This window comes from Photobacterium sp. J15 (assembly GCF_963870815.1).
In the GTDB taxonomy this organism is placed as follows: domain Bacteria; phylum Pseudomonadota; class Gammaproteobacteria; order Enterobacterales; family Vibrionaceae; genus Photobacterium; species Photobacterium marinum.
Window position 1 is genome coordinate 1,500,400 of record NZ_CAWMUI010000001.1, and the last position, 24,423, is coordinate 1,524,822.

General features: G+C 44.2%; 19 protein-coding genes and 2 tRNA genes. 3 read left to right on the forward strand and 18 right to left on the reverse strand.

Annotated elements, in window-relative coordinates; all coding sequences use genetic code 11:
- The first annotated feature begins 147 nt into the window (after positions 1-147).
- Both AACQ93_RS06995 and AACQ93_RS07000 read left to right on the forward strand, forming a co-directional pair.
- A tRNA-Ser gene (locus tag AACQ93_RS06995) sits at positions 148-238 on the forward strand.
- Between the two features lie 41 nt (positions 239-279).
- Positions 280-356: transfer RNA gene (locus tag AACQ93_RS07000), tRNA-Asp, on the forward strand.
- Between the two features lie 227 nt (positions 357-583).
- Here the strand turns inward: AACQ93_RS07000 and AACQ93_RS07005 are convergent.
- The 17 genes from AACQ93_RS07005 to punC all read right to left on the reverse strand — a co-directional run bounded on the left by AACQ93_RS07005 (position 584) and on the right by punC (position 23,096).
- Entirely contained in the window at positions 584-2,089 is a 1,506-nt protein-coding gene (locus tag AACQ93_RS07005) for a cytochrome-c peroxidase (RefSeq protein ID WP_064603204.1), read from the reverse strand.
- Positions 2,090-2,606: 517 nt separating this feature from the next.
- Positions 2,607-2,843, reverse strand: coding sequence for a YdcH family protein (locus AACQ93_RS07010; protein WP_036798142.1), 237 nt, complete (start codon positions 2,841-2,843; stop codon positions 2,607-2,609).
- 277 nt (positions 2,844-3,120) lie between these two features.
- A complete protein-coding gene (gene gltS, locus AACQ93_RS07015) occupies positions 3,121-4,344 on the reverse strand; it encodes a sodium/glutamate symporter (protein ID WP_064603207.1) in 1,224 nt (407 codons plus the stop codon).
- 689 nt (positions 4,345-5,033) lie between these two features.
- Positions 5,034-5,378, reverse strand: coding sequence for a hypothetical protein (locus AACQ93_RS07020; RefSeq protein WP_007461050.1), 345 nt, complete (start codon positions 5,376-5,378; stop codon positions 5,034-5,036).
- A 107-nt stretch (positions 5,379-5,485) separates the two neighbouring features.
- Positions 5,486-8,629 carry a bifunctional diguanylate cyclase/phosphodiesterase gene (locus tag AACQ93_RS07025; RefSeq protein WP_064603209.1) on the reverse strand — a complete coding sequence of 1,048 codons (3,144 nt, stop codon included), beginning with the start codon at positions 8,627-8,629 and terminating at the stop codon, positions 5,486-5,488.
- A gap of 199 nt (positions 8,630-8,828) precedes the next feature.
- A complete protein-coding gene (locus AACQ93_RS07030) occupies positions 8,829-10,076 on the reverse strand; it encodes an SGNH/GDSL hydrolase family protein (RefSeq protein ID WP_007461054.1) in 1,248 nt (415 codons plus the stop codon).
- A 76-nt stretch (positions 10,077-10,152) separates the two neighbouring features.
- Positions 10,153-11,955 (reverse strand): RICIN domain-containing protein, encoded by a 1,803-nt coding sequence (locus AACQ93_RS07035; protein WP_064603215.1) that lies wholly within the window; start codon positions 11,953-11,955, stop codon positions 10,153-10,155.
- 456 nt (positions 11,956-12,411) lie between these two features.
- On the reverse strand, positions 12,412-12,852 hold the full coding sequence (locus tag AACQ93_RS07040; protein ID WP_007461058.1) for a VOC family protein: 441 nt from the start codon (positions 12,850-12,852) through the stop codon (positions 12,412-12,414).
- A 14-nt stretch (positions 12,853-12,866) separates the two neighbouring features.
- Positions 12,867-13,553, reverse strand: a complete 687-nt coding sequence (locus AACQ93_RS07045) for a type 1 glutamine amidotransferase domain-containing protein (RefSeq protein WP_157097523.1) — start codon at positions 13,551-13,553, stop codon at positions 12,867-12,869.
- A 635-nt stretch (positions 13,554-14,188) separates the two neighbouring features.
- The gene (torA, locus tag AACQ93_RS07050) at positions 14,189-16,651 is read right to left on the reverse strand and encodes a trimethylamine-N-oxide reductase TorA (protein WP_064603218.1); all 2,463 of its coding nucleotides are present in this window, start codon (positions 16,649-16,651) and stop codon (positions 14,189-14,191) included.
- A gap of 23 nt (positions 16,652-16,674) precedes the next feature.
- A complete protein-coding gene (torC, locus tag AACQ93_RS07055) occupies positions 16,675-17,859 on the reverse strand; it encodes a pentaheme c-type cytochrome TorC (RefSeq protein WP_007461068.1) in 1,185 nt (394 codons plus the stop codon).
- A gap of 53 nt (positions 17,860-17,912) precedes the next feature.
- The gene (gene torE, locus AACQ93_RS07060) at positions 17,913-18,083 is read right to left on the reverse strand and encodes a trimethylamine N-oxide reductase system protein TorE (RefSeq protein ID WP_064603221.1); all 171 of its coding nucleotides are present in this window, start codon (positions 18,081-18,083) and stop codon (positions 17,913-17,915) included.
- A gap of 596 nt (positions 18,084-18,679) precedes the next feature.
- The gene (artM, locus tag AACQ93_RS07065; protein WP_064603225.1) at positions 18,680-19,351 is read right to left on the reverse strand and encodes an arginine ABC transporter permease ArtM; all 672 of its coding nucleotides are present in this window, start codon (positions 19,349-19,351) and stop codon (positions 18,680-18,682) included.
- A complete protein-coding gene (gene artQ / locus AACQ93_RS07070) occupies positions 19,348-20,037 on the reverse strand; it encodes an arginine ABC transporter permease ArtQ (RefSeq protein WP_064603228.1) in 690 nt (229 codons plus the stop codon). Before artQ ends, artM begins: the two co-directional genes overlap by 4 nt.
- Position 20,038: 1 nt before the next feature.
- On the reverse strand, positions 20,039-20,770 hold the full coding sequence (locus AACQ93_RS07075; RefSeq protein ID WP_064603231.1) for a lysine/arginine/ornithine ABC transporter substrate-binding protein: 732 nt from the start codon (positions 20,768-20,770) through the stop codon (positions 20,039-20,041).
- 90 nt (positions 20,771-20,860) lie between these two features.
- Positions 20,861-21,589, reverse strand: coding sequence for an arginine ABC transporter ATP-binding protein ArtP (gene artP / locus AACQ93_RS07080; protein WP_064603234.1), 729 nt, complete (start codon positions 21,587-21,589; stop codon positions 20,861-20,863).
- Between the two features lie 298 nt (positions 21,590-21,887).
- Positions 21,888-23,096: a purine nucleoside transporter PunC gene (gene punC, locus AACQ93_RS07085; RefSeq protein WP_064606566.1), complete on the reverse strand. Its 1,209-nt coding sequence runs from the start codon at positions 23,094-23,096 to the stop codon at positions 21,888-21,890.
- A gap of 105 nt (positions 23,097-23,201) precedes the next feature.
- On the opposite strand from punC, the gene punR reads away from it, so the two are divergent.
- A complete protein-coding gene (punR, locus tag AACQ93_RS07090) occupies positions 23,202-24,104 on the forward strand; it encodes a DNA-binding transcriptional activator PunR (protein WP_007461081.1) in 903 nt (300 codons plus the stop codon).
- Between the two features lie 85 nt (positions 24,105-24,189).
- Here the strand turns inward: punR and AACQ93_RS07095 are convergent, their stop codons facing one another.
- Positions 24,190-24,396 (reverse strand): DUF2986 domain-containing protein, encoded by a 207-nt coding sequence (locus AACQ93_RS07095; RefSeq protein ID WP_064603237.1) that lies wholly within the window; start codon positions 24,394-24,396, stop codon positions 24,190-24,192.
- Positions 24,397-24,423: the final 27 nt, after the last annotated feature.

Genomic DNA, 24,423 nt, shown 5'->3' on the forward strand with positions numbered 1-24,423 from the left:
GGTAGGTTTGATGGTTTCCACATACCGCTTATATATATGTAAAGACTAATAAAACACCCGGTTGAGGCTGCTTTGTGCAGTCGTCATCTTTTTGTCAAAAAGTGCTTTACAGTAAAAAATGAAAAACGTATTATGCACCGCACTTACGGAGAGATGGCTGAGTGGTTGAAAGCACCGGTCTTGAAAACCGGCATACGTTTGTAGCGTATCTAGGGTTCAAATCCCTATCTCTCCGCCACATTCTAGAGGTTGGGCGAAAGTCGGGCTTCACACAGAATTGGAGCGGTAGTTCAGTTGGTTAGAATACCGGCCTGTCACGCCGGGGGTCGCGGGTTCGAGTCCCGTCCGCTCCGCCACTACATTGAAGGCCTAGTCGAAAGACTAGGCCTTTTTTGTATGCATTGAATTTGTGTTCGCCCTTTGGACGAATGAGTTCTCGAAGAGGCCCGCAGGGTGGCCTGCCCGTCGTGCAACCCCAGTGGCGCGCCACCCGGCCGTTCCGTCACTGATTAAAGCCCTTAACTCGGCGTTCCCGACGAAAGACAAGGGCTTTTTCGTTTGTGGTTTTTAAGACTTTTAAATCTTATTTTAGGCGTCGTTCGTCATATGGCCGTGACTCATATGATCTTGGTGGTGTGGCACTGCTTTTGTCACTTAATGTCTTCAGATACGCAACGACCGCTGCTTCATCTTCTTTGGTCATTTTAAGGTTACCGACAGGTCCAAAGTTTGACGTTGATATAGCAACATTGTCTTTTATTTCAGGCTCTGGCCAGCAATTCGCTTCCATTGCAGCTTCAATTTCCCATTCACCTGCTTCACAACGTGTCTTGCCAAAGAAGCAAGCGGTAGAAACGGCAAGTTTTTCTTCGTCAGTTGTCGCTGCGGCACACTCGGCCAATTCTTCATCTGTAGTCGGAACTGCCGCTGTATTATAGAAATGAATGAGTTGTTCTAAGGATTTAAACCAACCGTTATGTGTATAAGCTTTCATAAATCGGCGGTCTGGACGTTTATCTACATTACGTAATGTCGGCACTTTATGTTGACCGAGGTGGGCGCCATTTGATGTTACATCAAATAGCCCTTTATTAGGCTCTGCTGCGTTTGGTATTTCATGATTATACGGTACACCAAGGTTGAAATAGCGATCATTGGTATACCTTTCAAATTTTCCGACACCCTCATTGTTTTCGCTCTGATGGCAGAAGAAGCATCGAGCACCTGTACCAGGGCCAACACCATAGAATAAGTCATGACCGTGATTTTCCTGCTCAGTAAACAGGTCTAACGGGAATTTTCCATCAGCATCACCTCTTAAGGCTACGTCACGCTTAGAATCAAAGCGGTTATTGTCACTGGACATTTGCCATGCTGATAGAGATACGGCAAATCTTGCAAACTCTTTGTCGATGTTTTCATCATTACAGGTAAGCTCTGTTCCCCAGGCATATTTATACAGCTCTTTACCCCAGGCAGTGCTATCAACTTGAATACAGACTGACTTTTTATCAGGCAATGCTTGCTCGACAGGATTTGTATATGGGCTTGCGTGCGCTTGGTCTGAAACTGTACCTATATATTTTTCATATATAGTTTTGTATTCGTTACCCAAGCCCTCGAATACATTAATCTGATGAAAAGATTCGATTAAGTCACCTTCAGCTCGGCCATTCCAGAAGGCACCACCACATGGAGCCGTTCCGCCAAATGCTTGGCAAGCAGGATCAAAGTTTTTAATCCCGATAACTTTTCCTTCGCCATCCAGAAACTGCGCATATTTATTTGTTGGTGGTTTAAGAGTGCCAACTTTGCTGGGATCTGATCCCCTGACAGCAACTTCACCAAGGTTTGTTGTTGAGTCACCGTTAGTACCACCTGTTCCGCCTGAATGGCAAGAAGAACAAGACATGTTATTGTTCAACGATATTTCTTCGAAGAATAGGCGCTTTCCCATTTCTTCTATGTACGTTAGATTATTATCAGCTGCGCTTACACTGAAGGGAATAAACCCAATAGATAAAGTTAATCCGATGGCAGCCTTGTAAGGATTCATTATCACTTTTTTCCTTATTAATTCATTATTCATTACTCACTCCTGGTTACTGACGGTGGCTAACACCACACCTTAAATATTCCTTTCGAACTGTAGGGATGAATTGACTGATTGAATTTAGCAAAATTGCCTAGCGATAATTTTCTCAATGATGGTAAATGCATATAAAGCGCTTAAGTATTTGATAATTATTGATTTATTTTTTTGTTTGTATGGCGTTTTTCAATTTAATGAATTGATGCAGTTTTTATTTTCATTGTTAGTTTCGATTATTATTTTTGGAGCCAGGGCATGAAATAAGACAAAGTATTATTATGATTTTGTTAGTGTGAGAATCTCATGAGGATAATTGTGTTTTGGGGAACTAAGATTGTGTTTAATAAATTAGAACGAGCGTATTAAGTTAGGATATTGCGAATAGTAGTTAATAATTGTGAAAAAAAGGGGGGGAAGGGCAGTGATTATTGAGGGGGGATATCTTATGGTGTTTGACCATTCCCCCTGGCATCGGTTAAGAAGTCGAGGGAATGGTAAACATGTTAGAACGATTTTAGTTCGTTAAAATGCTGAAAATTTTATCTTTAAGTTGAAGCCGCTCTAGTTTGAGCTGGGTGAAATGTGAATCTTCTGTAGGAACGTTATTTGATTCTAACCCTCTTATCGTATGGTCGAGTTGATGGTATCTGTCTGATAAAGTTTTGAAGTTTTCATCAGTCATTTTCAACTCCTGAATTTTGTCTTGCATTTCAGGGAACTCAAGGAAGAGTGCGTGATTTTCACCTAGCATCTTAATACTCCATACGTTTGATTTTAATGATAATGCACTGCTTTTTCTCATCGCCGTTTTTATAACAATCAGCTCACCTGAGTCGGTGAATTGAATAAGATCCGATTACGCAACCTTAGAGTAGAAGAATCATATTGGTATTATTTTGCGTTTTCGTCGTTCGGAGCTTCATTTATCTGTATTAATAATAGAACGAAAAACGTTAATGAAGGTATGTGAATAATAAAAAAGGGCTGAGTGACAACGTCACTCAGCCCTTTTTTGAGCACAAAAATCTTTATTGAATAAAGCTGATATATGTCTGAAGTACGACTAAGTTCGCAATATCAATGAAGAAAGCGCCTACAATCGGTACAACCATGAACGCCTGTGGTGAAGGACCATTGCGAGACACTAGTGATCCCATGTTCATTACAGCTGTAGGTGTTGCGCCCATACCGAATCCACAGTGGCCACCTGAAATGACTGCTGCATCATAGCTCTTACCCATAAGGCGGAAAGTTACGAAGTAAGCAAATATCGCCAGCGTAATGGTTTGCACAGCCAGAATAACCAGCATAGGCAAAGCCAACTCCATTAGCTCCCATAATTGAAGGCTCATCAGTGCCATAGCCAGGAACAGGGACAAAGAGATAGTACCCAGTGCATCGACTGTTTCAGTATTAACTTTGTAAACTTTGGTTGTTTCACACACATTAGTGATGAATACACCAATGAATAAGGCATAGACAAAGTCTGGGATACGCAGCCAGTTGATACCTAAGCTATCCACAAGCTCTTTGACGTGAGAAGCACCAGCAACGCAGACCAACAAAATGAAGAGTACTTCAATGGTGTTTTTGGCTGTGATTCGGTCTTCTTCGTGATCACTGTACGTAACCAGATCCGGATGTGACGCGTGATGATGCTCACCACCACCAAACTCCGACTTTAATTCGAACTTATTGATCAGGCGCTGTGCGACTGGACCGCCAATGATACCGCCCATGATCAAGCCAAATGTGGCTGCCGCCATAGAAAGCTCAAGGGTCTGAAGGCCGAAGTCGCTTGCAAAAGTTTGTGACCATGCTGCACCTGTACCGTGGCCACCGGAAAGGGTGATTGAGCCAACGATCAGTCCAAGTAGAGGGTCAAGGCCTAGCATAGTACTCAGGCTTACACCTACTGCGTTTTGGATCACGATATATAAAGTAGCTACGCCAAGGAAAAGGAATACGCGTGAACCACCTTTAGCCAGCAACTTGAAGCTTGCTGCTAACCCGACTGTCGCAAAGAACATCTGCATTAACGTGTTCTTAAGGCTTAGTTTAAATGTGATGTCTGTGCCATGCTGGTGAAGAACTGTAATGATAACAGCTACGATAAGGCCACCGACAATCGGTTCTGGGATATTATACTTTCGCAGAACCTTTACTTTGCTATTAATAAAGTAGCCAAGAAAAAGCACGACAATCGCAATGAGCATGGATTCCAGCTCGTTAATTTGAATTGTTGAGTTCATGATGTTGTCTTACATACTTTTTTCATACGGCAATTTTAACTACTAAAAACCCTTGTGCCTATATTGCTTTATGCCAACTAATGGTGTAGAGCGCAGGGAAATAAAAAGGGTTAAATGTAGCGGGAATTAAGCGTAGGTTCTTTTTCGAGAACTAATTGTGGTCATAATATTTGTATTATGTATAAATTCAGTTCCCTTGTATTTGGCGAAAAAATTATCTATTTCGTGTGTCTTCTTTAAAGTTAACAAATGCCATAGTTAACCCTTTATATCTAATCTCTTCTTAATCAGTGACTTATGTTGGCTGTCATTGCTGGTGATAAGGTTTTCATAGAATTTATGGCATATATATTTGTGTGAATCTAATGTTGCGCCGCGTTGGTTTTGTCTATAAAACAAGCAAATGCCAGGGTGTGGGTAATTAATCGCCATTATGGTTTATTTTTGCTCTGTTTTTTTAGAAAAATAATTTCAAAAAATTATTAATTCAGAACAAAATTCCCATCCATTGAGAATTTACAGCGTGCTTTCTATACGAAGCTGGAGAGATAAAACTTCTTTGAAGTCACATTTCTCGAAAGAAATGATGTTTTTTATGTTGGCTGGTGTCCGTTAAAAACCAGAACCAGCCAGCAATAAAAGGAAATAACTTGGATTGAGTGAAAAACAAACAGGTGAGGAGGGGGTTGTTAGGACTGTCGCTTTTTTAATTTCAGATCTTTTCTGAGTTGTTGAATGTAGCGAACTCTGTCCGGGTCAGCAGGTTTAGCCTGAGGCTTTAGTTGATCTGCATTATGAGCCTCACTTTCCAGGACACATCTGCCATTTACTCGGGTATGAGCCGCTTTGGTTTCAAAGCTGGCTCGCTCAGAAGCTTCTTCCTGAGCTTTAGCAATCGCTTCACGGGCTACACTCTGGCTGGTTGCATCTTGAATTACAGGTTGGCGCTGAAAGGTACGCTTACCTGGAGCAGCTGTTTTAGACTGTTGATCTCGCTGCTTGATAAAGTCATCTAAATAATCACTAAAGCTCATAACGGTACCTCAGGGGCGTTTAAGTGACAGGTCTTTGATGAAAATTATATGGTTGAATATGCAAAGGGACAAATGCTTTCCTTGATCGCCGCGTTATTTCACCGTACTTATTGAATTATTGCAGATTCATTGGCCTCAATATAAAGACGCTCAAATTCACTTAGTGGCATAGGTGAACCGAAGTAAAAGCCCTGAAACTCTTCAACACCCAAGGTGTCCAGAAATTCCTGTTGAGCTTTGGTTTCAACACCTTCTGCGACAACTTGCATTTTCAGGTTGTGAGCCAGTTCAACGATGGACCGCGTAATGGATATATTGTCTTTGTTTTCGGGTAGATCTTTAATGAACTCACGATCGATTTTCAGAATATGAATTGGGAAGCGACTTAAATAAGCCAGAGACGAGTAACCGGTACCGAAGTCGTCAATCGAGATCTTTACACCTAATTCTTCCAGATTTACGAGTTTATCCAGTGCAGTAGTTACATCACACATGATGACACTTTCAGTGATTTCCAGTTCAAGTGAGTGCGGGTCACATCCTGATTCGCTCAGAGCGCTCCGGACAGTTCTGACAAGATTTGAGTTGAGTAACTGTCGTGCTGAGATATTAAGAGCAAATCTGATGTTAAATCCCTTCTGATGCCATTGTTGTAGCTGGTGGCAAGCCTGGTGGATCAGGTACTCACCCACTTCAATGATTAGGCCTGAATTTTCTAACACCGGAATGAATTCGACAGGGGAGCGGATCTGTCCTTTTTCATCTTTCCAACGTAGTAGGGCTTCAACACCACAGATTTTACGAGTCGCTGCATTAATCTTCGGCTGGTAGTAAAGTTCATATCTGTCCGTACCAATGCTTTTTCTTAGCTCTGACTCAAGTTGAATGCGTTTAATATTGTCGAGGCCCATCTGTCGGGTGAAGAAACAGAATTGGTTGCGATTTTTCTCCTTTGCGCGATAAAGGGCGATATCTGCATTTTTGAACAAACTGTCGACATTATTACTGTCATCAGGGAACAGGCTGATCCCCATACTGGCAGTAATAAGTAGCTCTTTATTCTCAACACAAAGAGGCTCGCGGATGTGATTGATGATTCTGTCTGCTAGGTTGGCTATATTCTCTGGTGAAATATCTGATTTAATGACAATGGCAAACTCATCCCCACCGAGTCTTGCAAGTAAATCCCCCTCCCTAAGGGTATGTTCGATACGCTGGGCTATAGCCGTTAAAACCTTATCGCCGATATCGTGACTGAATGAATCATTGATCTGTTTAAAGTGGTCAAGATCTATGGTTAGTAAGGCAATGCTCTTGAATTCCTTCCTTGCCTGAATCATTGCACTTTCGATGTATTGAAGGAGCATGGTTCGATTCGGCAATTCGGTAAGCAGGTCATAATGGGCCAGTTTGTGAAGTTTGTTTTCAAATAGGATCCGTTCAGTAATGTCTTTACCGGTGGAAATATAATGACTGATTCTGCCACGGTTGTTCCGGATCGGCGAGATGGTTCTCTCTTCATAAATGATGGAGTCATCAGCCTGCCTGCGGGCAATCACTCGGTTGATTGTTTTACCTTCTTTCAATTCATCCTGTACCGCACGAACTTCTTTGTCATTATCTAAAGTTTCTTTTAGTAATGCTGAAGATTGGGCTCCAAGGATATCTCTTGATTTGATGCCATTGAATTTTTCAAATGCCTGATTGACATATTCAACGATACCCTGGTTATTTGTGATAATGATTGAGTCATTACTTTGCTCCAGGGCTCTGCTCATGCTTTTCAGTTTTTCTTCGCGTTCAATCCAGTAAGTGACATCTCGGAAATTCAGCAGGATTTCACTTCGGCTACTGTAGTGTGTTTCTGTCGCGATAAATTCAATGTACCGGGTTTTGAGCTGGCTGAGCTTGATCCTGACTTTTATAGGTTTGTCATTGGCTTCAATATCTGAATTGTGAACTTGCTCGACGAGCTCTTTGATTTGCTGGCGATTCTTATCGCCTGATATGAGTTTAAGCAGGTTTTTACCTGGTGCGGAATCATCATTGATATTCAGGATTCGGCCAGCGGCTTTGTTAATGGTATTGATAGTCATGTCACGGTCAATCGTCAGAAGACCATCTGGCACATGCTTTAGAACTGTTGAGTATTGCAGTGCGACATCCTGATTTTCCTGTTTGAGCTTTTGTTCGTGACGAAGCAAGTGCAGTAGATGCCACGACAGTACAGCACAACCGGAGCAGAGGGAAAGAACTAAAGTAGCGAGTAGTGAGACTCTTATTATCCTTTCCCGGGTAAAGGCCAGCTCCATTACTGCCTGACTCATATCAATTTTTGATATCACCGTCCAGGGGAGGTCGCTGCCATCGAAGGGGAGGGTAAATAATTCGTCTCCCTGAAATTTATCACCGGAGAAGAAGCGGGTATAAGTGAAGAGAAAATCCCCCTCAATCATCTGGCCTCTTTCTTCGGTTTGAATTTTGTTCCATAGATCAGGGTAGTTATCAAAGAAATCATTGTTGAGATTGCCATTAGGTCCCGGCATAAACTGCCAGGAAGTGTGAGCCTCTGGCCCTAACAGCCATTGCCCTTCTTTATTTATCAACCAGTTTTGTCCGTGAGTCCATTGATAGAGGTTATTGAGTTCTTCGAGATAGGTATAGCCAAGGTAGTTAAGGGCAATTAACCAACTGCGCCCATTAACAACAAAATGACTGACAAAACGAAGCATAGGTTTTGCCGGCTCTTCTATTTGCCCGTTCTCCATGTTCAGATCAAACTCGGAAGTGTAGAAAGTGCCGGGTTCAATTTTCAACGCATTACTTACATAAGGACGATGGCTTTTATCCTGAAGCATATTGTCATCAACTTGAACGGCTTTTCCGTCAGTCATGTTGATTCGGATAACTTCTTTACCCTGATCGTTTATCAGTCTTACCTGATCGTAGAAAGAACGTGTAAGGATCATTCTTTTAAAGGCATTGGCGACAATGTCTTTTTTCTCGGCGGGGTTGTGTAAGTTATTGCTCACTTCCTGAATTTTTTGTGTCAGGTAACGAAGGTCATCAATGATAGGCGCAAAATGTAACCGCGTGATATGCAGTGTGGATTGCTGGATGTTACGCTCTCTTTCCATGATGCGTTGTTCCAGCTGTTTGACATCCTGATGGTAAATATAGAAAGCACTTCCCGCTGTAATGGCAAGAAGGGGAAATAATAAGGCGATGAATCGGAATAACGCAGCTCTCATTAACACGTCCATGATGCAATCTGATGCTTATCAAGAATTAGTATAGAGTACGGTGGAAGCAGAATGCACACAAAGTTGTAATGTTGCTGTTTGTTTTGCTAGGCAGTTCACTATCAGCAACAAGATAAGTTGCGAAAAAAGAATAAAAAAACGGGGTAGTGTGGCTACCCCGTCTTGTTGTTATTAACTATATGATTAATCAGAACTTAAATTGATCAAGAGCTGACTTGCTGATCTGTTCTGCCAATACTTTGTGGGTCTTGGTTGTTGGGTGTGTAACGCCCCAGAACATATAGCTATCAGAACCGTATGTGGCACATTCGTTAGTTAGCGAGTGGCTCATCAGGTAGTCTTTCGCTGAGTTACGGTCAATGTTCAGACATGCATCTGTCACATTGTGGAAACCGTATTTCGCAGGATTTGTTGAAATATCCTTAAACAGGCCACTGGTATCGTAAAGTGAGATATTCACGCCCTGAAGCTGGTATTTAAGTACTTCCTGTTTGATGAATTCGTTGAATTCTTCAATCTTGCGGCGAACTTCTACTGCTTTTTGTGGTTCAGAGTATTTGAACTGAGGCGCAATTGTTGCGTCTGGCAGAGTCAGCGCCAGAATGTTCTGCGCACCGTTATCTGTCAGGCGCTTAAGGGCGCGGGCGAAGTCGTCACTTACGTCTTTTACTGAGCGGTCGTAGTTGACGAAGTCGTTCAGGCCAAATTCAATTGTGAACAGGCTGTTTTCTGGGTTGTAGTTCTTCGCCATTTTCATGTAAGTCAGGTAGGAATCTACCTGATCATGAATACCGGAAAGTAGCAGGTATTGAGTATCACCGGCTGCACCGCCTACAGACCAGTTATATAGTGGCAGGTGCTTGTCTTGGGCAATGTATTCAACCCAGACAAAACCATTGCTGAAGTGACCCAGGAACCATGAGTTCGGGTTAGGGAAGCGCCACTGGAATGCGTTGAACAGGTTACCGGTATCTGAAATGCTGTCACCAAAGGCAATGATCTTATTGATCTTCTCTGGCTGGTAGCTGTTTTCATTTGTCCAGAATGAGTGGTTGTAAGAGAAACGGTTATCTGAAGCGAAGTAAGTGATGTCAGCCGTTTCATGATCTACACCCAGTGTCTTCTGGCAGCGTTCCATGATCTCGTCTTGCGGAGTATCGGTATAGAACATGTTCATGAACGAAATGGATGAATACCAGTATCCGTGGACTTTGTAGTAACTACCGTCATCATTTAGAGCCCATTCCCACTCTGTTGCCGGATCATTGTGGTTGTGATGAGGACGGTACCAGCAGCGGGCATAGGTATAAGTCGTATCAGACTGAACGCTGCGAACGGCTTCTGCTGTGATATCTTCTGCGCGAACCATTTCTGTGGCAGACGCAACGCCGCAGAAAGGAAGCAATATTGAAATGGCAAGTAATGTTTTTTTCATTTTTAGTCCAATAATAATTATTGTTGTTGAGTCGCCAACATAGCGACAAAGTGAACCACTCATTCCTGATGAGTGATTAAGGGGTTACGGTGCTGAAGTCAGTAAAGCGGCTGGTATAAAGCACGCTGTCTGGCTTGTCTTGAATATCTTCAATGCGCAAAATGCTAGGTACAGCTGTTGATGCATCAATGGCATTGATGGTTCTGTCATAGTTAGTGGTAAACAGCACATCATTTGAGAACTGATTAGGTTCCTGCCATGACCAGACCTGAGTATTTGGTGCGTAGTCATCATTACAGTGGGTGCTCAGAGAGAGTTTCCCGCCTTCTGAGTCCAGACATTGATTCAGATTAGCGACACTGCGGTAGCGTTTTTCCTGATCGTAGATAAACGACTGAGATTTGCTGCCTTCAACACAATCCTTGAATGTCAGTTCACGGCCATTAACCACCGTCAGACACTGTGCTTTTTCCTGACTAAGGTAGGTTGATTTGATTGTTACAGCATCACTTCCAAGGAACCATGGGCTGTTCCAGTCAATGGTGATTGGGAAGCTGTCGGTATAGGTCAGCTTTTCAAAATTTCTGTCTTCCTGCCAATTACGGTTCCAGTCAGTTTTTCCTGTCCATAACTGGCTGCCTGATGCGTAACGGCGGCCGATAATCCAGCGGTTGTGGCCAAACAGAGCAAGGCTGTTTACCTTGGTAGTGACATTAATGGTTGAGCTGCCAGAGACATCTTCTTTAGCCGCTATTTTGGCTACGAAATCCGGACGCAGGCCACTCAGAGCCAGTGGGTTATTCGAGCGGATCTTGTCGAAATTCCATGGGTTGCCGCGGAAGTCATCATAGTCCCAGCACCAACCATCAGCCGTACCAAGGTTACAGAAACCATTTTCCGGATTGATTTGGGAGCCATATTTGTTGTTGATGTATTTAATTTGATAACCGTCGCGGTTAGTTTGGGTAATAAGGCCAAACTCTTTTTTGTTGGTGATGGTATATTTGTCAGTAAATTTATATTCAATATCTTTAATCGGAATTTTAGGTGAAAAACCAAGGCCGACTTTGATGCTTGAGCTGGTTTCTTTCTCTACTTTTGACTCAACTTGATCTTGCATACGAGGATATAAATCGTTGAGATAGATATCACCATTTGCAAGTTTGGCTTTGTCATTTACTTTCACATCGACGCTGACTGAATCTAGGTATTCCTTGTAAACATAACTGACGCTGCTGTTATGCTGCCAGCGGCGGTAAATATCAGACCACGCATTTTCCATTCCCATGTCGATACCTGTTCCTTCTGCAAGGACGATCTCAACAAATTTATCTTTATCACCGGAACGGGAGTAATAAGGTGATTTTCTGTAATAACGAACTTTATATTTTAGTGTTGCGTTACCTTTGTTCTCACGCTCTACGTTAAATCGACGGTGAAGAACAAATTCCATGACTTTAGGATTACTGCTTGAGCTTAGTGAGCGACGTGTTCGGCTGCGTTTGTTTAAATCGTTTGTCAGGTTTGTCGCTACGTATTCAGTATCCGGACTATCTAATAAATAGATTTGTCTTTCAGAGATCTTATTTGGCTTGGTGATAAGTACATAGTTAGTGCTGACACCTAAGCCAAGGATATGGTTGGTAAAACTGCTTCTTTGTGCTGGTGATAACTCTGTCAGGTTCAGTACATAGTAATTACAATCTTGAGGTAAGGTTTGTTCGTTACCAGACAGATGACATTCTTGCTGAAAGTAAGGGGTGGAAGACTGGATTATATCTGCTAATACATCTGTCTGATTAAGGATGGCTGCATGGTTTAATGAACTGAAAGGTAATAAAAAGCTCATGCCGATAAACGCGCACGGTAATTTATTCATTGTATTTTCCTTTATTCACACTTTATTCTGGGTATAGAAGTGTTGCGGCTTTATTTTAGGAAGGGTGAATAAAGGCAACTAGAGTGAAAGCGCGTTTTTGCGTTGCTGTGTTGAAAAATACTGTCATTTTCAACATTCACTGTCAATGTTGTCAGGGATTTATAAAATCCGGTTTTGAATGCAGGTCAATAAAATGAGAGGTAAAAAGTTTAACTGATATTAAATTGTCTCAAATTTATTATGGGTAATAAAAAGAGATAGCTTAAATAACGAGGTAATATATTTATAGTTACCATACGACATGTTATTTATTGATGAATAAATATGAATGAAATATTCACGATATTCTTATATGTTAGGAATTTAACGAGGGAAATATTGGCAGATGTAAAGCAATTAATAAGCTAATTGACTTACATCTGTATGGTTACTGTTCAGTTATATTGCCCTTTGAAATTACCACTCGCCAATATTATCCATTGATACCCATGGTTCTCTTGGTGCCAGTGGTTCTCCTTTTTGTAATAACTCAATAGATATACCGTCAGGTGAGCGGATAAATGCCATATGGCCATCACGAGGAGGACGGCTTATCGTGACGCCTTGTTCCTGGAGGTGAGAGCAGAGTTCGTAAATGTTATCGACACGAAAAGCCAGGTGACCAAAGTTCCGGCCACCAGTATAAATCTCCGGGTCCCAGTTATAAGTCAGCTCAATCAAAGGTGTGTTATGGGCTCCGGCACGAGTAACATCATCACGGGCAGCGAGGAAGACCAGAGAGAAGCGCCCTTTGTGATTATCGATACGGTGAATTTCCTGTAGCCCGAGCTTGGTACAATAAAAGTCCAGCGATTCATCCAGATCTCTGACGCGAACCATGGTATGCAGATATTCCATTCTGTTTTTTCCTTTTAGTTAAACCATTCCAGTAGCAAATCGCTGACGGCTTCACCTACACCAACTGCTGATTGGGGGTTTTGGCCTGTAACCAGTCGTCCGTCGATGACAACATTCGCGGTCCATGCTGGCTTTTCGACAAAGTGTGCACCGCGGATCATCAGCTCGTCCTGGAGAGAAAAGGGCACAACGTTATCCAGTTCAACGGCTTTTTCTTCTGTATTGCTGAAGCCGGTAACTCGTTTATCGTCAATCAAATAACTATCATCAGAAAGCTGGATATTGATTAGTGCTGCCGGACCATGACAGATGGCTGCCACAATTCCACCTTCTTCATAGATTTCGTTTGCTTTGTCCTGAACGTCGGGATCATCGGGAAAATCCCACATAGTGCCGTGACCTCCGGCGAAAATAATGGCCTGATATTCTGAGGCATTGATGTCATCAAGTGAGCGGCTGTTTTTCAGATTTTCTGCCAGTTCAGGCGTTGCTAAAAACAGGGCATTGTTTCTGTCTTCTTCATCAAAACTTTTGGGATCAATGGGAATTTCACCGCCTTGAATTGAGACAATATCGACATCGATTCCATGCTTGGCAATTGCATAGTAAGGGTGGGTGAGCTCTGAGAACCAAAGACCAGTGGTTTGATTGCTGTCGCCAAGTCGTGCGTGGCTGGTCACTACAATTAATGCCTTTGCCATGTTTAACATACCTCCGCGCCGGATATTGTCAGTAAAAGGGACACACCTCAGACATAAGCGTAGTAAGAATCACTGTGAATAGAAAAATAGTCCGGTATTCGATGTAATGCTTCCAGTTATCGATGAGAACTTGTGCTGTGAAGTGAGACGAAGTTTTATCTGCAACTGAATGTATTTTTTAATAACTCAACCAGCAAACTTGTGCTTGTTTATTGACCATTGTGAACTGCCCGCAGTTAACTGAAAAATAAGGGAAAGGCGATGAAATAGGTGGTTAGGACGGGTATAGGAATCGTATGTTTAATGTTATTGCTGATGGTCGGGCTAATGCTCATTCCACCGCCGGAAATGCCGCAACCTGATGGTCCGCATAAAGTTGGTGTTACGGAGTTTGAAGTGGGGGATGGTTCGCAGCGGTTTCTTTAATCAGTATTTACGCGGTGGTGAGCCAATGTAGGCTCCTGCTGATGTCGAGTTTCGGATGTATTAATGTTTTCTGACGTTGTTTTAGGGCGGTTCTTAAACAGCCTGAGGATAGTTTCACGATCATTCTGGTCAATTTACACAGTTAACAGAAAAGCCCCGGCCAGAATGCTCTGTGCCGGGGCTTTGTTATCTGCTTGTATCCTGTCGGATTAGCTTACTTCAATCGGACCACCGAATGAGGTTACTGGTGGTACTTTGCCAGTGAACTTCTCGAAGTTAACCAGACAAGTGTTCGCACTGGTCGCCTGTGCAAGCTCTGATGACGGAATATCCTGAGTCAGGGTGTTCGGGTCACCGTAGGTATCGATAGCACCGTCTTTTTCGTTAAGCGGGCCGTACCATGCACCTTCCTCAATACGGATAACACCACGAGCATAGCTGTCAGTCAGTACTGCACCGGCCAGTAGCTGGCCACGGTCATTGAAAACGCGCACCAGGTCGCCGTCTTTAATGCCTTTCTCTGCGGCATCCTGAGGGTTAATGTAAACCGGCTCACGACCTTTAACAGCGTAAGTCGCACGGAACTCTTCAGATTCACACATCTGTGAGTGAAGACGTTTGTCCGGGTGACATGACTGCATCCAGAATGGGTGCTTTTCAGAACCCGGACCACCGTGAGAACGTTCACTCTTCTCGAACCACATAGGGTGGCTTTGACAGTGTTCGTAACCGAAGCGGCCAATCTTGCGGCTGCTGATTTCAATGAAGCCTGATGGGGTACCCAGTGCATTGATTTCCGGATCTTCACGGAAGTCAGCATGACGAACCCAAGGTTTACCTTCACCGAAGTCCAGTACGCCTTTCTCCCAGAACTCATCAAACTCAGGCATGTCAAACTTACCCTTGTTTGCATCACGGCAATCAGAGTACAGTTGACGAACCCATTCCATCTCGTCCATACCACGAGTGTATTCTTTGTGGCGGCCGAAACGACGGGTCAGCTCAGTAAAGATTTCGAAGTCAGTTTTCGATTGGTACAGCGGGTCAACCAGTTTGTGCATCGCCAGCAGGCCGCGGCCACTGTATGAGCCGTATACGTCGATATCGTTACGTTCGAACTGAGTACAGGCCGGCAGTACGATGTCAGAGAAGCGACAGGTAGCCGTCCATGCAAAGTCTACGGTTACAACTGTCTGAAGCTTGCGGAATGCCTTCTTCATACGGTTGCGATCCTGGTGGTGGTGCCACGGGTTGTTACCGCTGATCACCATCATCTTGTAGTCAGGCAGGGTAACGGTTGAACCGTTGTACTTAATTTTCTTACCAGGTTCCAGCAGACAGTCAATCCAGCGGGCTACCGGGATTGTACGGCTGTAGCCGTTGAAATCGTTGTTGTCCCACTTAGGCTTTTTGCCCTGGTCAAGGTTACGCGGGAAACCGCCCGGAGCCGCAAAACCGGTTGAAGGTACACCGATTGAACTGTAGTGGTGGCCGTAAGAAACACCACCGCCAGGCAGACCAATCTGACCAACCATTGCAGCGATAACTGCACCCATCCAGTATGGTTGTTCACCGTGCTCCTGACGCTGGATACACCAACCGAACAGGATCTGAGTACGGCCGTTAACCAGCATGCGGGCAAATTCGCGGATCTTGTCAGCATCAACACCACAGATCTCTGCTGCCCACTCAGGGGTTTTCTCGATGTTGTCTTTTGACTTACCCATCAGGTAAGGAACAAACTCGTCGAAGCCCAGACAGTAAGTTCTGATGAATTTCTTGTCGTACAGATCTTCAGTGTACAGGGTATGCGCTACCGCTAGCATGAAGGCTACGTCGGTCTGCGGGTTGATGTACAGGTGATCGTTGCCCAGGTAGCGCTGGGTTTTGTTTTTCACCGGGTCAACAGACAGAACGTTCACTTCGCCCTTGGCAACTTTCTCTTTCAGTTGCTCAAGATATGCGTACGATTCGTGAGTTTCACAGTTCCAGCCAACCTGCAGGTTTTTCACAGGGTCAGTCGCCCACAGAACGATGTTGTCACTGTTCTTCAGGATTTCAGACCATGAAGTACCCTGAGCATAAACTTCCGTTGAGCCCAGAACGTAAGGAAGAATAGTCTGGCCAGCACCGGTAGAGTAGTCACCAACTTTAGTGATGAAGTTACCGTGCATACCTACAGCACGCTGCATGTGGCTGGTACAGCTGTGGAACTGACCAGTCTGGCGCCAGCCAGTTTGACCTGCGTGCAGAGCCCATGGACCGTATTCTTTCTGAACTAGTTCCAGTTCACGGTAGAACAGATCCAGTGCTTCATCCCAGGTTACGCGTACGAAACGGTTATTGCCGCGGGTATCTGCGCTGTACTTGTGCTTTTTCAGCCAGTCCAGGCGAACCATAGGGTAACGGACACGCGACGGGCTGTAGATAATACCCTTGATACCATTGATCATATCAGTCGGGTATTTATCCATTTCCAGTGGTTTGATTTCCTGAACTTTACCAGCGTATACGTGGGCACGGAACGCACCCCAGTGTGAACCTGATACTTTCCAGCTGCCAGTAGTTTCAGCGGCCAGCGCTTTTGTGGAGGTCAGCAGGCCAGGACCGATAACGGATACGGCACTCGTGGTAGCAAGGCCTTTTAGAAAACTTCTTCGGGTAACAGACATTGTTTAATTACTCCATCAATCGCTTAGTGGTGGCCTTCAGAAAAATCTGATGAGTGCTTCTGCAGATACTTCAGTACCAGCGCCTTGCTGTCGGTATCGAAGTTAACGAATGCCATCATGCCGTTGAACATGCCAGGCCAGGTGTTGGCATCAAAGTGAGCTTCGTCAGGCTGGGTGTGACAAACTGAACAGTTAGTCTGGTAAGACTGTTTAGCCTGTTCCCAGATTGGCTGAACGTCGTCAAGCAGGGCTTCTTTCTTCATCCACAGCTTCGCTGTTACACGCTGCCATGGCAGACCTGTCAGCTCATCTTCCTTGCGCTCAAACTTCTCAATAAGCTGATCGTTGGTTGATGCTTCTTTCAGTAGGGAGGCAACGGCGATGTTCATACCGAAGTCTTCCTGGATTACACGGCCGAAGCCTTTGTCTTTACGCCAGCCAGATACTTCAACCTGGATAGCATCTTTAGTCTGGTCGACAACTTTAATTGCTGAGGCAGGGTTCAGCAGACCAGCTTCAGTGCTCAGGGCTTTCTCTTCGTAAAGAGGTAGATGACGGACACTGATGTATTCGCTGCCAACTTCGAACTTGGTGTTAGATGCCAGTTGTTCCAGCTGGCTGATCATGCCACCGGTACTGTCCATGTTATGAGGCAGGTTGTGGGCAATACCCTTGTGACAGTCAAGACAGCTCTGATCACGCTCGGCTGCTTGCTTCATCTGGATACGAGCGGTAGGGCGCATGTTGTCGAAATCCATGCTGTCGTAGTCGTGACAGTTTTTACATTCCAGGGATTTGTTTGCAGAGAAACGATCCCATTCGTGCTGAGCAAGGACAATACGGCGTTCTTCGAATTTTTCACGGGTGTCTAGATCACCAAAAAGTTGGGCGAACACTTCTTTGCTTGCTTGCATTTTACGGGCAATTTTATCCGTCCAGTCATGCGGAACGTGACAGTCAGGACAGGTAGCACGAACACCTGAAGTATTTTTCCAGTGAACTGTTTCTTGCAGCTCCTGATAAACATTATTTTCCATGGTATGGCAGCTAATACAGAATTCTTCTGTGTTCGTAGCTTCCAATGCGGTATTAAAACCACCCCAGAAAATAACACCGGCAAGGAAACCGCCAAGCGTTAAAACACCCAAACTGATATGAACACTCGGGCGAGACAACGTTCGCCAGATCTTAATTAAACTTGATTTCATACTGTGTACTCTTGTTGTTGATTTTGATTATTGTTGTGAGGTCTGCACACGTCTTAGTGGCCAGGAGGCCCAAAGAACAGCACTTGCATCATCCATACGATGAAGCCGTAACCGCCAACAAACATCACGCTCAGAACCGGAAAGAGCACGACAGTAATTAAAAAGAAAGTTCGCCATTCAAGCTTTCGCTTATCCTGGCTTGTAGTAGAAATCCCATTGTTCATAGTGCTACCTGCATTCGCTAATTTGATTCAATAAATATCAACAAAGAAAATTAACAATTTTATTTTTAGAAAGATCATAAGAGATATTTTTGCAGCGATTCAATTAGCTTGAGGCTATTAATTTCTTTAATCGTTGGGTTTTTTGATCTTCAACGGAAAGATGAATGGGAATAATATTATTGTGACTCTTTATATTTATATATTAATAAATGTTAATGATGTTTTGAGGGAAAAATAGCCGCTGGAATGTGTTTTAATTGTTTTGTTTGTAAGTGACTTGTGACTGGTGTGTTGCTGTGAGTGGTTTGCGAACACTGTTTATAATGTTCTTATTATGCATAACAGATATTACAGTGTATTTTTTTATTGCCAATTACCATAAAGTGGTAATGGATGTGACTGGTTGTTAATAGGTGATGGTGTGCATATGTTTTTGTTCATTTTTGCTTAAATAAGAACGGTTGGCATTTAAAAATATTAATCGAAGTGCTTAATCATTATCATTAAAGAGAACGCAAATGCGACGAAATAGAAAGCCAGTCACAAAATGACTGGCTTGGATTGGTGGTGGTTTAAGCAGTGTGGGTGAGTTGTGTTCAGTGGGCCGACTCGAATGCCAGTGCTCTTTTTTCTACATTTCTGAATAGCAAGGTTAAAAAACCGTTAATTCCCAGGTAAAAAGCACCTGCAACACTGAATACAACGAGCGTGTCATAAGTCTGAGCGTTAATCCGTTGCGCATAGCCCATGATGTCCATGATAGTAATCGTGCTGGCAAGTGAAGTCCCTTTGAAAACCAGGATGACTTCATTGGAATAAGCCGGAATCGCACGACGAATTGCGTAAGGGAGTAATACACCCAAAGTCGTTTTGGTATTCATTCCCAGTGCTTGACAAGCCTGCCATTGACCGGAAGGAATGGCTTTAAATGCACCCTGAAAAAGTTGGGAACTGTAAGCTGCGGTATTGAGAGCTAAAGCGAGCATGGCGCAAAACCATGGCTGGCTTAACCATTGCCATAAGATACTGTCACGGACGGCTTCAAACTGTCCCGGACCGTAGTAAATCAAAAATATTTGTACTAGCAGTGGAGTACCGGTAAAGAGGGTGATTAGGCCGCGACTTACCCAGTGAACGACAGGTGTTCGTAGGATCAGAGAGACGGTCATACACAATGCTAGTGTACAGCCGACCAGCAATGAAACCATGGTAAGTTCAATACTGGTTGTCAGGCCTTCAAGGAGTTGCCAGATATGCTGTTCGTTCATGCGGTGGCTCCTTGCGTTTGATTAAAACCTTGTGCCGAAAATTTATGGTCCAGCAGTTTGACTACTTTTTGAGTGATCAAAGTGATAACCAGATAAATCAGGGCAGCACTGGCGTACCAGGTAAAACTTTCATGAGTGGCTGCTGCTGTCAGCTGCGCTTGCTTAAGCAGGTCGGTAACACCGATCAGAGATACCAGCGCAGTGTCTTTAAGCAGAACCAGCCATTGGTTGGTTAGTCCCGGCAGGGCATGGCGTACCGCCTGTGGCAGCACAATACGGAAGAAAGCCCAGGATTTGCTGATGCCCAGTGCGCTGGCTGCTTCACGCTGGCCATTGGGTACGGCTTTTAACGCACCTCTTAGCGTCTGCGCAGCATAAGCTGCAAAAATCAGCGACAGGGCAATAACGCCGGACAGGAATGGACTGACTTCCACAAAATCGCCGGTCAGAATAAACAGTACCTGAGTTGAGCCAAAGAAAATAAACAGTACAACCAGCAGTTCAGGAAGGCCGCGCAGAACGGTGACTAATGCCGTGGTCGGCCAGGCAATGAATTTGTAGCGAGACATTTCACCGCCAGCGAATGCAACTGCTAATACCAATCCGGCTAACAGGCTGGCAAAAGCCAGCTGCAAAGTCAGGCAGCCAGCTTCAGCCAAAGTTAGCGCATAACCAGATAACGCCATATTACTTACCGAAATATTTATCAAAAATTGCCTGGTACTCACCGTTAGCCTTTACGGTTTTCAGTGCCGCGTTTAGCTTGTTGACCAGTTCCTGATTATTTTTATTTACTGCAATACCAAAGCCGTTACCGAAGTATTGGGCGTTGGTGATTTGCTTTCCGACATAAGTCAGTTTGTCGTTTTTCTTAAACCATTCAGCAACTACAGCTGTATCGCCGAATACAGAATCAATACGACCATTCTGCATATCAAGGAAAGCATCCTGATAGCTGGCATATGGCACAGCGGTAACACCAGGCATTTGGTCAATCAGGTAGCTCTGGTGAGTCGAGCCGTTCTGAACACCGATACGCTTACCTTTCAGCGCATCCTGGCTGGCCACTTTCCCGCTAATTGCAACAAAAGCTGCCGCATTGTCGTAGTACGCGTTGGTAAAGTTCACTTGCTGCTTACGTTGCTCGGTAATATCAATACCTGAAATAGCTGCATCGTAACGACGGAATTTAAGTGCAGGGATCAAGCTGTCAAAAGGTTGGTTATGGAAAGTACATTTTGCATTGATCTCCTCACACAGCGCATTTGCCAAATCCACATCGAAACCTTGGATTTGGTTATTTTGATCCATGTATTCAAATGGGGCATAGGTGGCTTCCATTGCAAATTTAATTTCGTCCTGCGCGGCTGCCTGGGCTGAAACCAAACCAATAAGGGAAGCCAGTAAGATCTTTTTCATTGCGATACTCCATGCGTAACTGTTCTCTGCATCCCATAATGTCGTGATGCAGGATTAATAGGTTTAAATAGAAAGAAAGTGATTTGTTGACTAGTGCGTCAGGTATTCTGCGAACTGAGCTGTTGCCGGATTAACAAAAGCGTCTCGCGTGCCGTGCTCAACGATTCGACCTTTTTCAAGGTAGAGAACATGGCTGGCAATTTTTCTCGCGAAGTCGACTTCATGAGTTACAACAACCTGGGTGATTCCGGTTTCGCTCAGTTGGTTAATAATCTTGACGACCTGATTGGTGATCTCCGGATCCAATGCGGCTGTCGGCTCATCAAACAGTAATACATCCGGCTTCATCATCAGCGCGCGGGCGATAGCGACACGTTGTTGCTGACCACCGGAGAGTTGCATTGGCCACGCATCGGCTTTATCTGCAAGCTGAAGAGTTTCAAGGATCTCCAGCGCTTCTTTTTTAGCGTCAGTTTTGTCTTTGCCTGCAACTTTGACTGGCGCTTCAATTAGATTTTCCAGGACAGTTAAGTGTGGCCATAAGTTGTATTGCTGAAAAACCATTCCGACTTTACGGCGCAGGCGCAGTCCTTCCTGCTCCTGAATAGAATTGCTGAAATCGAAACTTTCATTGGCAATGGCCAGTTGACCGTTGCTTGCGGTTTCAAGCAGGTTCAGAACCCTTAGGAGGGAACTCTTACCTGCACCACTTGGGCCAAGAAGCACAAGGGTATCTCCTTTATTACAGCTGAAGCTCACATCATGGAGCACCTGTGCCGGACCGTAGAATTTATTGATATTGCTTAACTGAATACTCATGCTGACATACTGCATTAATCGTCACTGAGGTCTATATTACTCAAAGTGATTTCTTATGCAAGATAAATGTATAAATAATCCTTGAGGCAATGTTTTTTGTGCTACTAGAAGGTCGGTTAGCTGTTTATTGCTTTTGTTTTCAGCGCATTCTTGGCAGAAATGAATGTCTGGTTTGAGAGAGTGAAAAGCTGGTGTGGGTAATTAGTCACTTTGAGTGGGAAGAATTTGAATTGTATAAGAGGCAATAAAAAAGCTGCCAAGAGGCAGCCTTTGTTAATTATTCGCTGAGGCGAAAATTTTACGCGGTTTGTGCGTGCTCAATAGACTGGCGGTGCGCTTTAACAACCAGTGAATAACCGATCAAAGCGATAAAGCCGGTTGAGAACATCGCGATTGTTACTGTCATCAGGCCATGTGCTGCGAATGCAGATACAATGCCGCTGGCGGCAAAACATACCATGGTTTGCAGGAAGTTAAGCAGGCCGGCAGCTGTCGCACTACAGCTCTTGAAGTCTTCCAGTGCTTTGCTGATGATGATTGGATAGATTGCACCGTTCGCAACAGCCAGCAGACAGAACGGTACCAGGATTGGCCAGATTGTCTTAGGTTCTGTGTTCATTGAAATCAGGAACATTACAGTCACGCTGGTCAGGAACAGTTTCAGGATCCATGGCAGGATGCGCTGGCTGTCATATTTCGCAAGCAGCGTACGGCAACCGTAACCACCGATGATGAAAGCCACTGTTTGTGGTGCATAGCTCAGACCGATATCGGCACCAGAGTAACCCATTGCTGACATAACAAATGGTGAGCCAGTCAAGTAGGCGAAGAAAGCAGCAGAACAGGCAGCAAAAATCATCATGTTACCAATGAATTTTTTTGAACTTAGGATCTGCTTGTAATCATGACGTAACTGAACTGTGATCTTTTCTTGCTTTTTGCCTAAATTAGCGCTTTCAGGCTCTTTTAGCGTCATAACGGACATAACTGCACCAAAAGCAACAAGGGCTACAAAGATGCTTCGCCAGCCGAAATGACCTTCAAGCATGGCTCCAGCAAGTGGGGCCAGTGCCGGTGACAGAGCAACCAATGGCATAATTGTAGCAAATACTCGCTCAGATACCTTACCTTCATAGCGATCAACGACTACTGCTTGCCAAATAACCGTTGCACTACAAGCACCTAACGCCTGAGCTAAACGTGAAATAAGCATGATTTCGATGTTCGGTGCAAAGGTACAACCAATAGATGCGATGCTGAAAAGCAGCATGCCGCCCATTAGAACTTTGATACGGCCGATACGATCTGACAGCGGACCATAGATCAACTGACCCAATGCCATGCCTAACAGAAAAATACTTAGAGACAATCCGATAAGTGATTGTGATGTATCAAAATCTGAACGCATTGATTCAAAAGCAGGCAAGTACATGTCAGTAGCAAGGTAACCAAGCATACTTAGACATGCAAACCAAAGAAGAGTGATTTTAGAAGGTTGTTTGTTCATAAAAGAGGGATCTTTTTGTATTACTTTTGCGGCCAGTTTAATGTTGCAACGCGATGCTGTGAAACGGTAATATTTCAACATTGCTTTCAAAAAATTTGATTTGATATGTTTTCGTACAATGATCTGCAAGTTATTGATGTTGTTGCCCGCAGGGGCAGTTTTTCCGGTGCGGCGGAAGAGTTGCATAAGGTTCCAAGTGCAATAAGTTACACGGTTCGGTTAATTGAAGAGCGATTAGCTGTCGATTTATTTGTCAGGTTGCACCGTAAGGTTAAGTTGACTCCTGCCGGTGAATATTTTGTTGAAGAAGCAAGAAAGCTGATTAAGCAAATGGATCAGATCAAATATCAGACCCAGCGGGTAGCTAATGGCTGGTCACAGAGTGTTTATGTTGCCCTGGATACGGTGGTGAGAGAGAGCAGGGTGAATACGCTGGTCCGTGATTTCTACCGACAGTTTCCTGATGTTGAACTTCATTTGTCTATGGAAGTGTTCAATGGGGTTTGGGATGCATTGGCTGACGGTCGCGCAGATATTGCTATCGGGGCAACAGCTGCAGTTCCGGTGAGCGGTTCTTTTGACTACCGGGATATGGGGACTCTTTACTGGAAGTTTGTAGTTGCACCGGATCATCCTTTAGCTAATGCTGACTATCCGTTAGAGCCTGAAGAGCTGATGCAGTATTCGTCAATTTGTATTGAAGATACTTCGCGAGTATTACCTAAGCGGGTGACCTGGCTAATGGATAACCAGCGTCGGATTATGGTGCCAAACTGGCACAGTGCATTGCAGTGTCTTAAGGCTGGGTTGGGGATTGGTGTTGTTCCTGAGCATATGGCACAACCGAGAATTGATTCTGGTGAGTTGGTGGAGAAAAAGCTAGCAACCAAGCCTGCAGCGAGTCCGTGTTGCCTGGCATGGAATAAGGAAAGTCAGAATCCGGCGATTGAATGGTTGCTGGAATATCTGGGGGACAGTGAACAGCTGCACCGTGAATGGATGAGATAGAGTTGAGATGGCCTGAGACAGTGTTAAGAAGCAGCGAAAATGTGGGCAGGAAGTGCCCACATTTTGAAAGGGATTCCGAAGGAATTTACTCGTCAGATTCTGCTGAATTCTCAGACTGCTCTTTCGTTGCAGTCTCTTCAGGTACTTGCTGATTTTCTGCCGCCGCTTCTGCTTCCATCTTGGCTCGCTCAGCTTTGGAGATGTAGCGAGGCTTGTTGCTGCGGTGAATTTTTGAATTCATCTTTTTATGCTTCTTCAGCAGCGTTTCTTTTACTTTTTTCTTACGGTTCATTTTGTTCCGGTTTTCTGGTTCATTCGA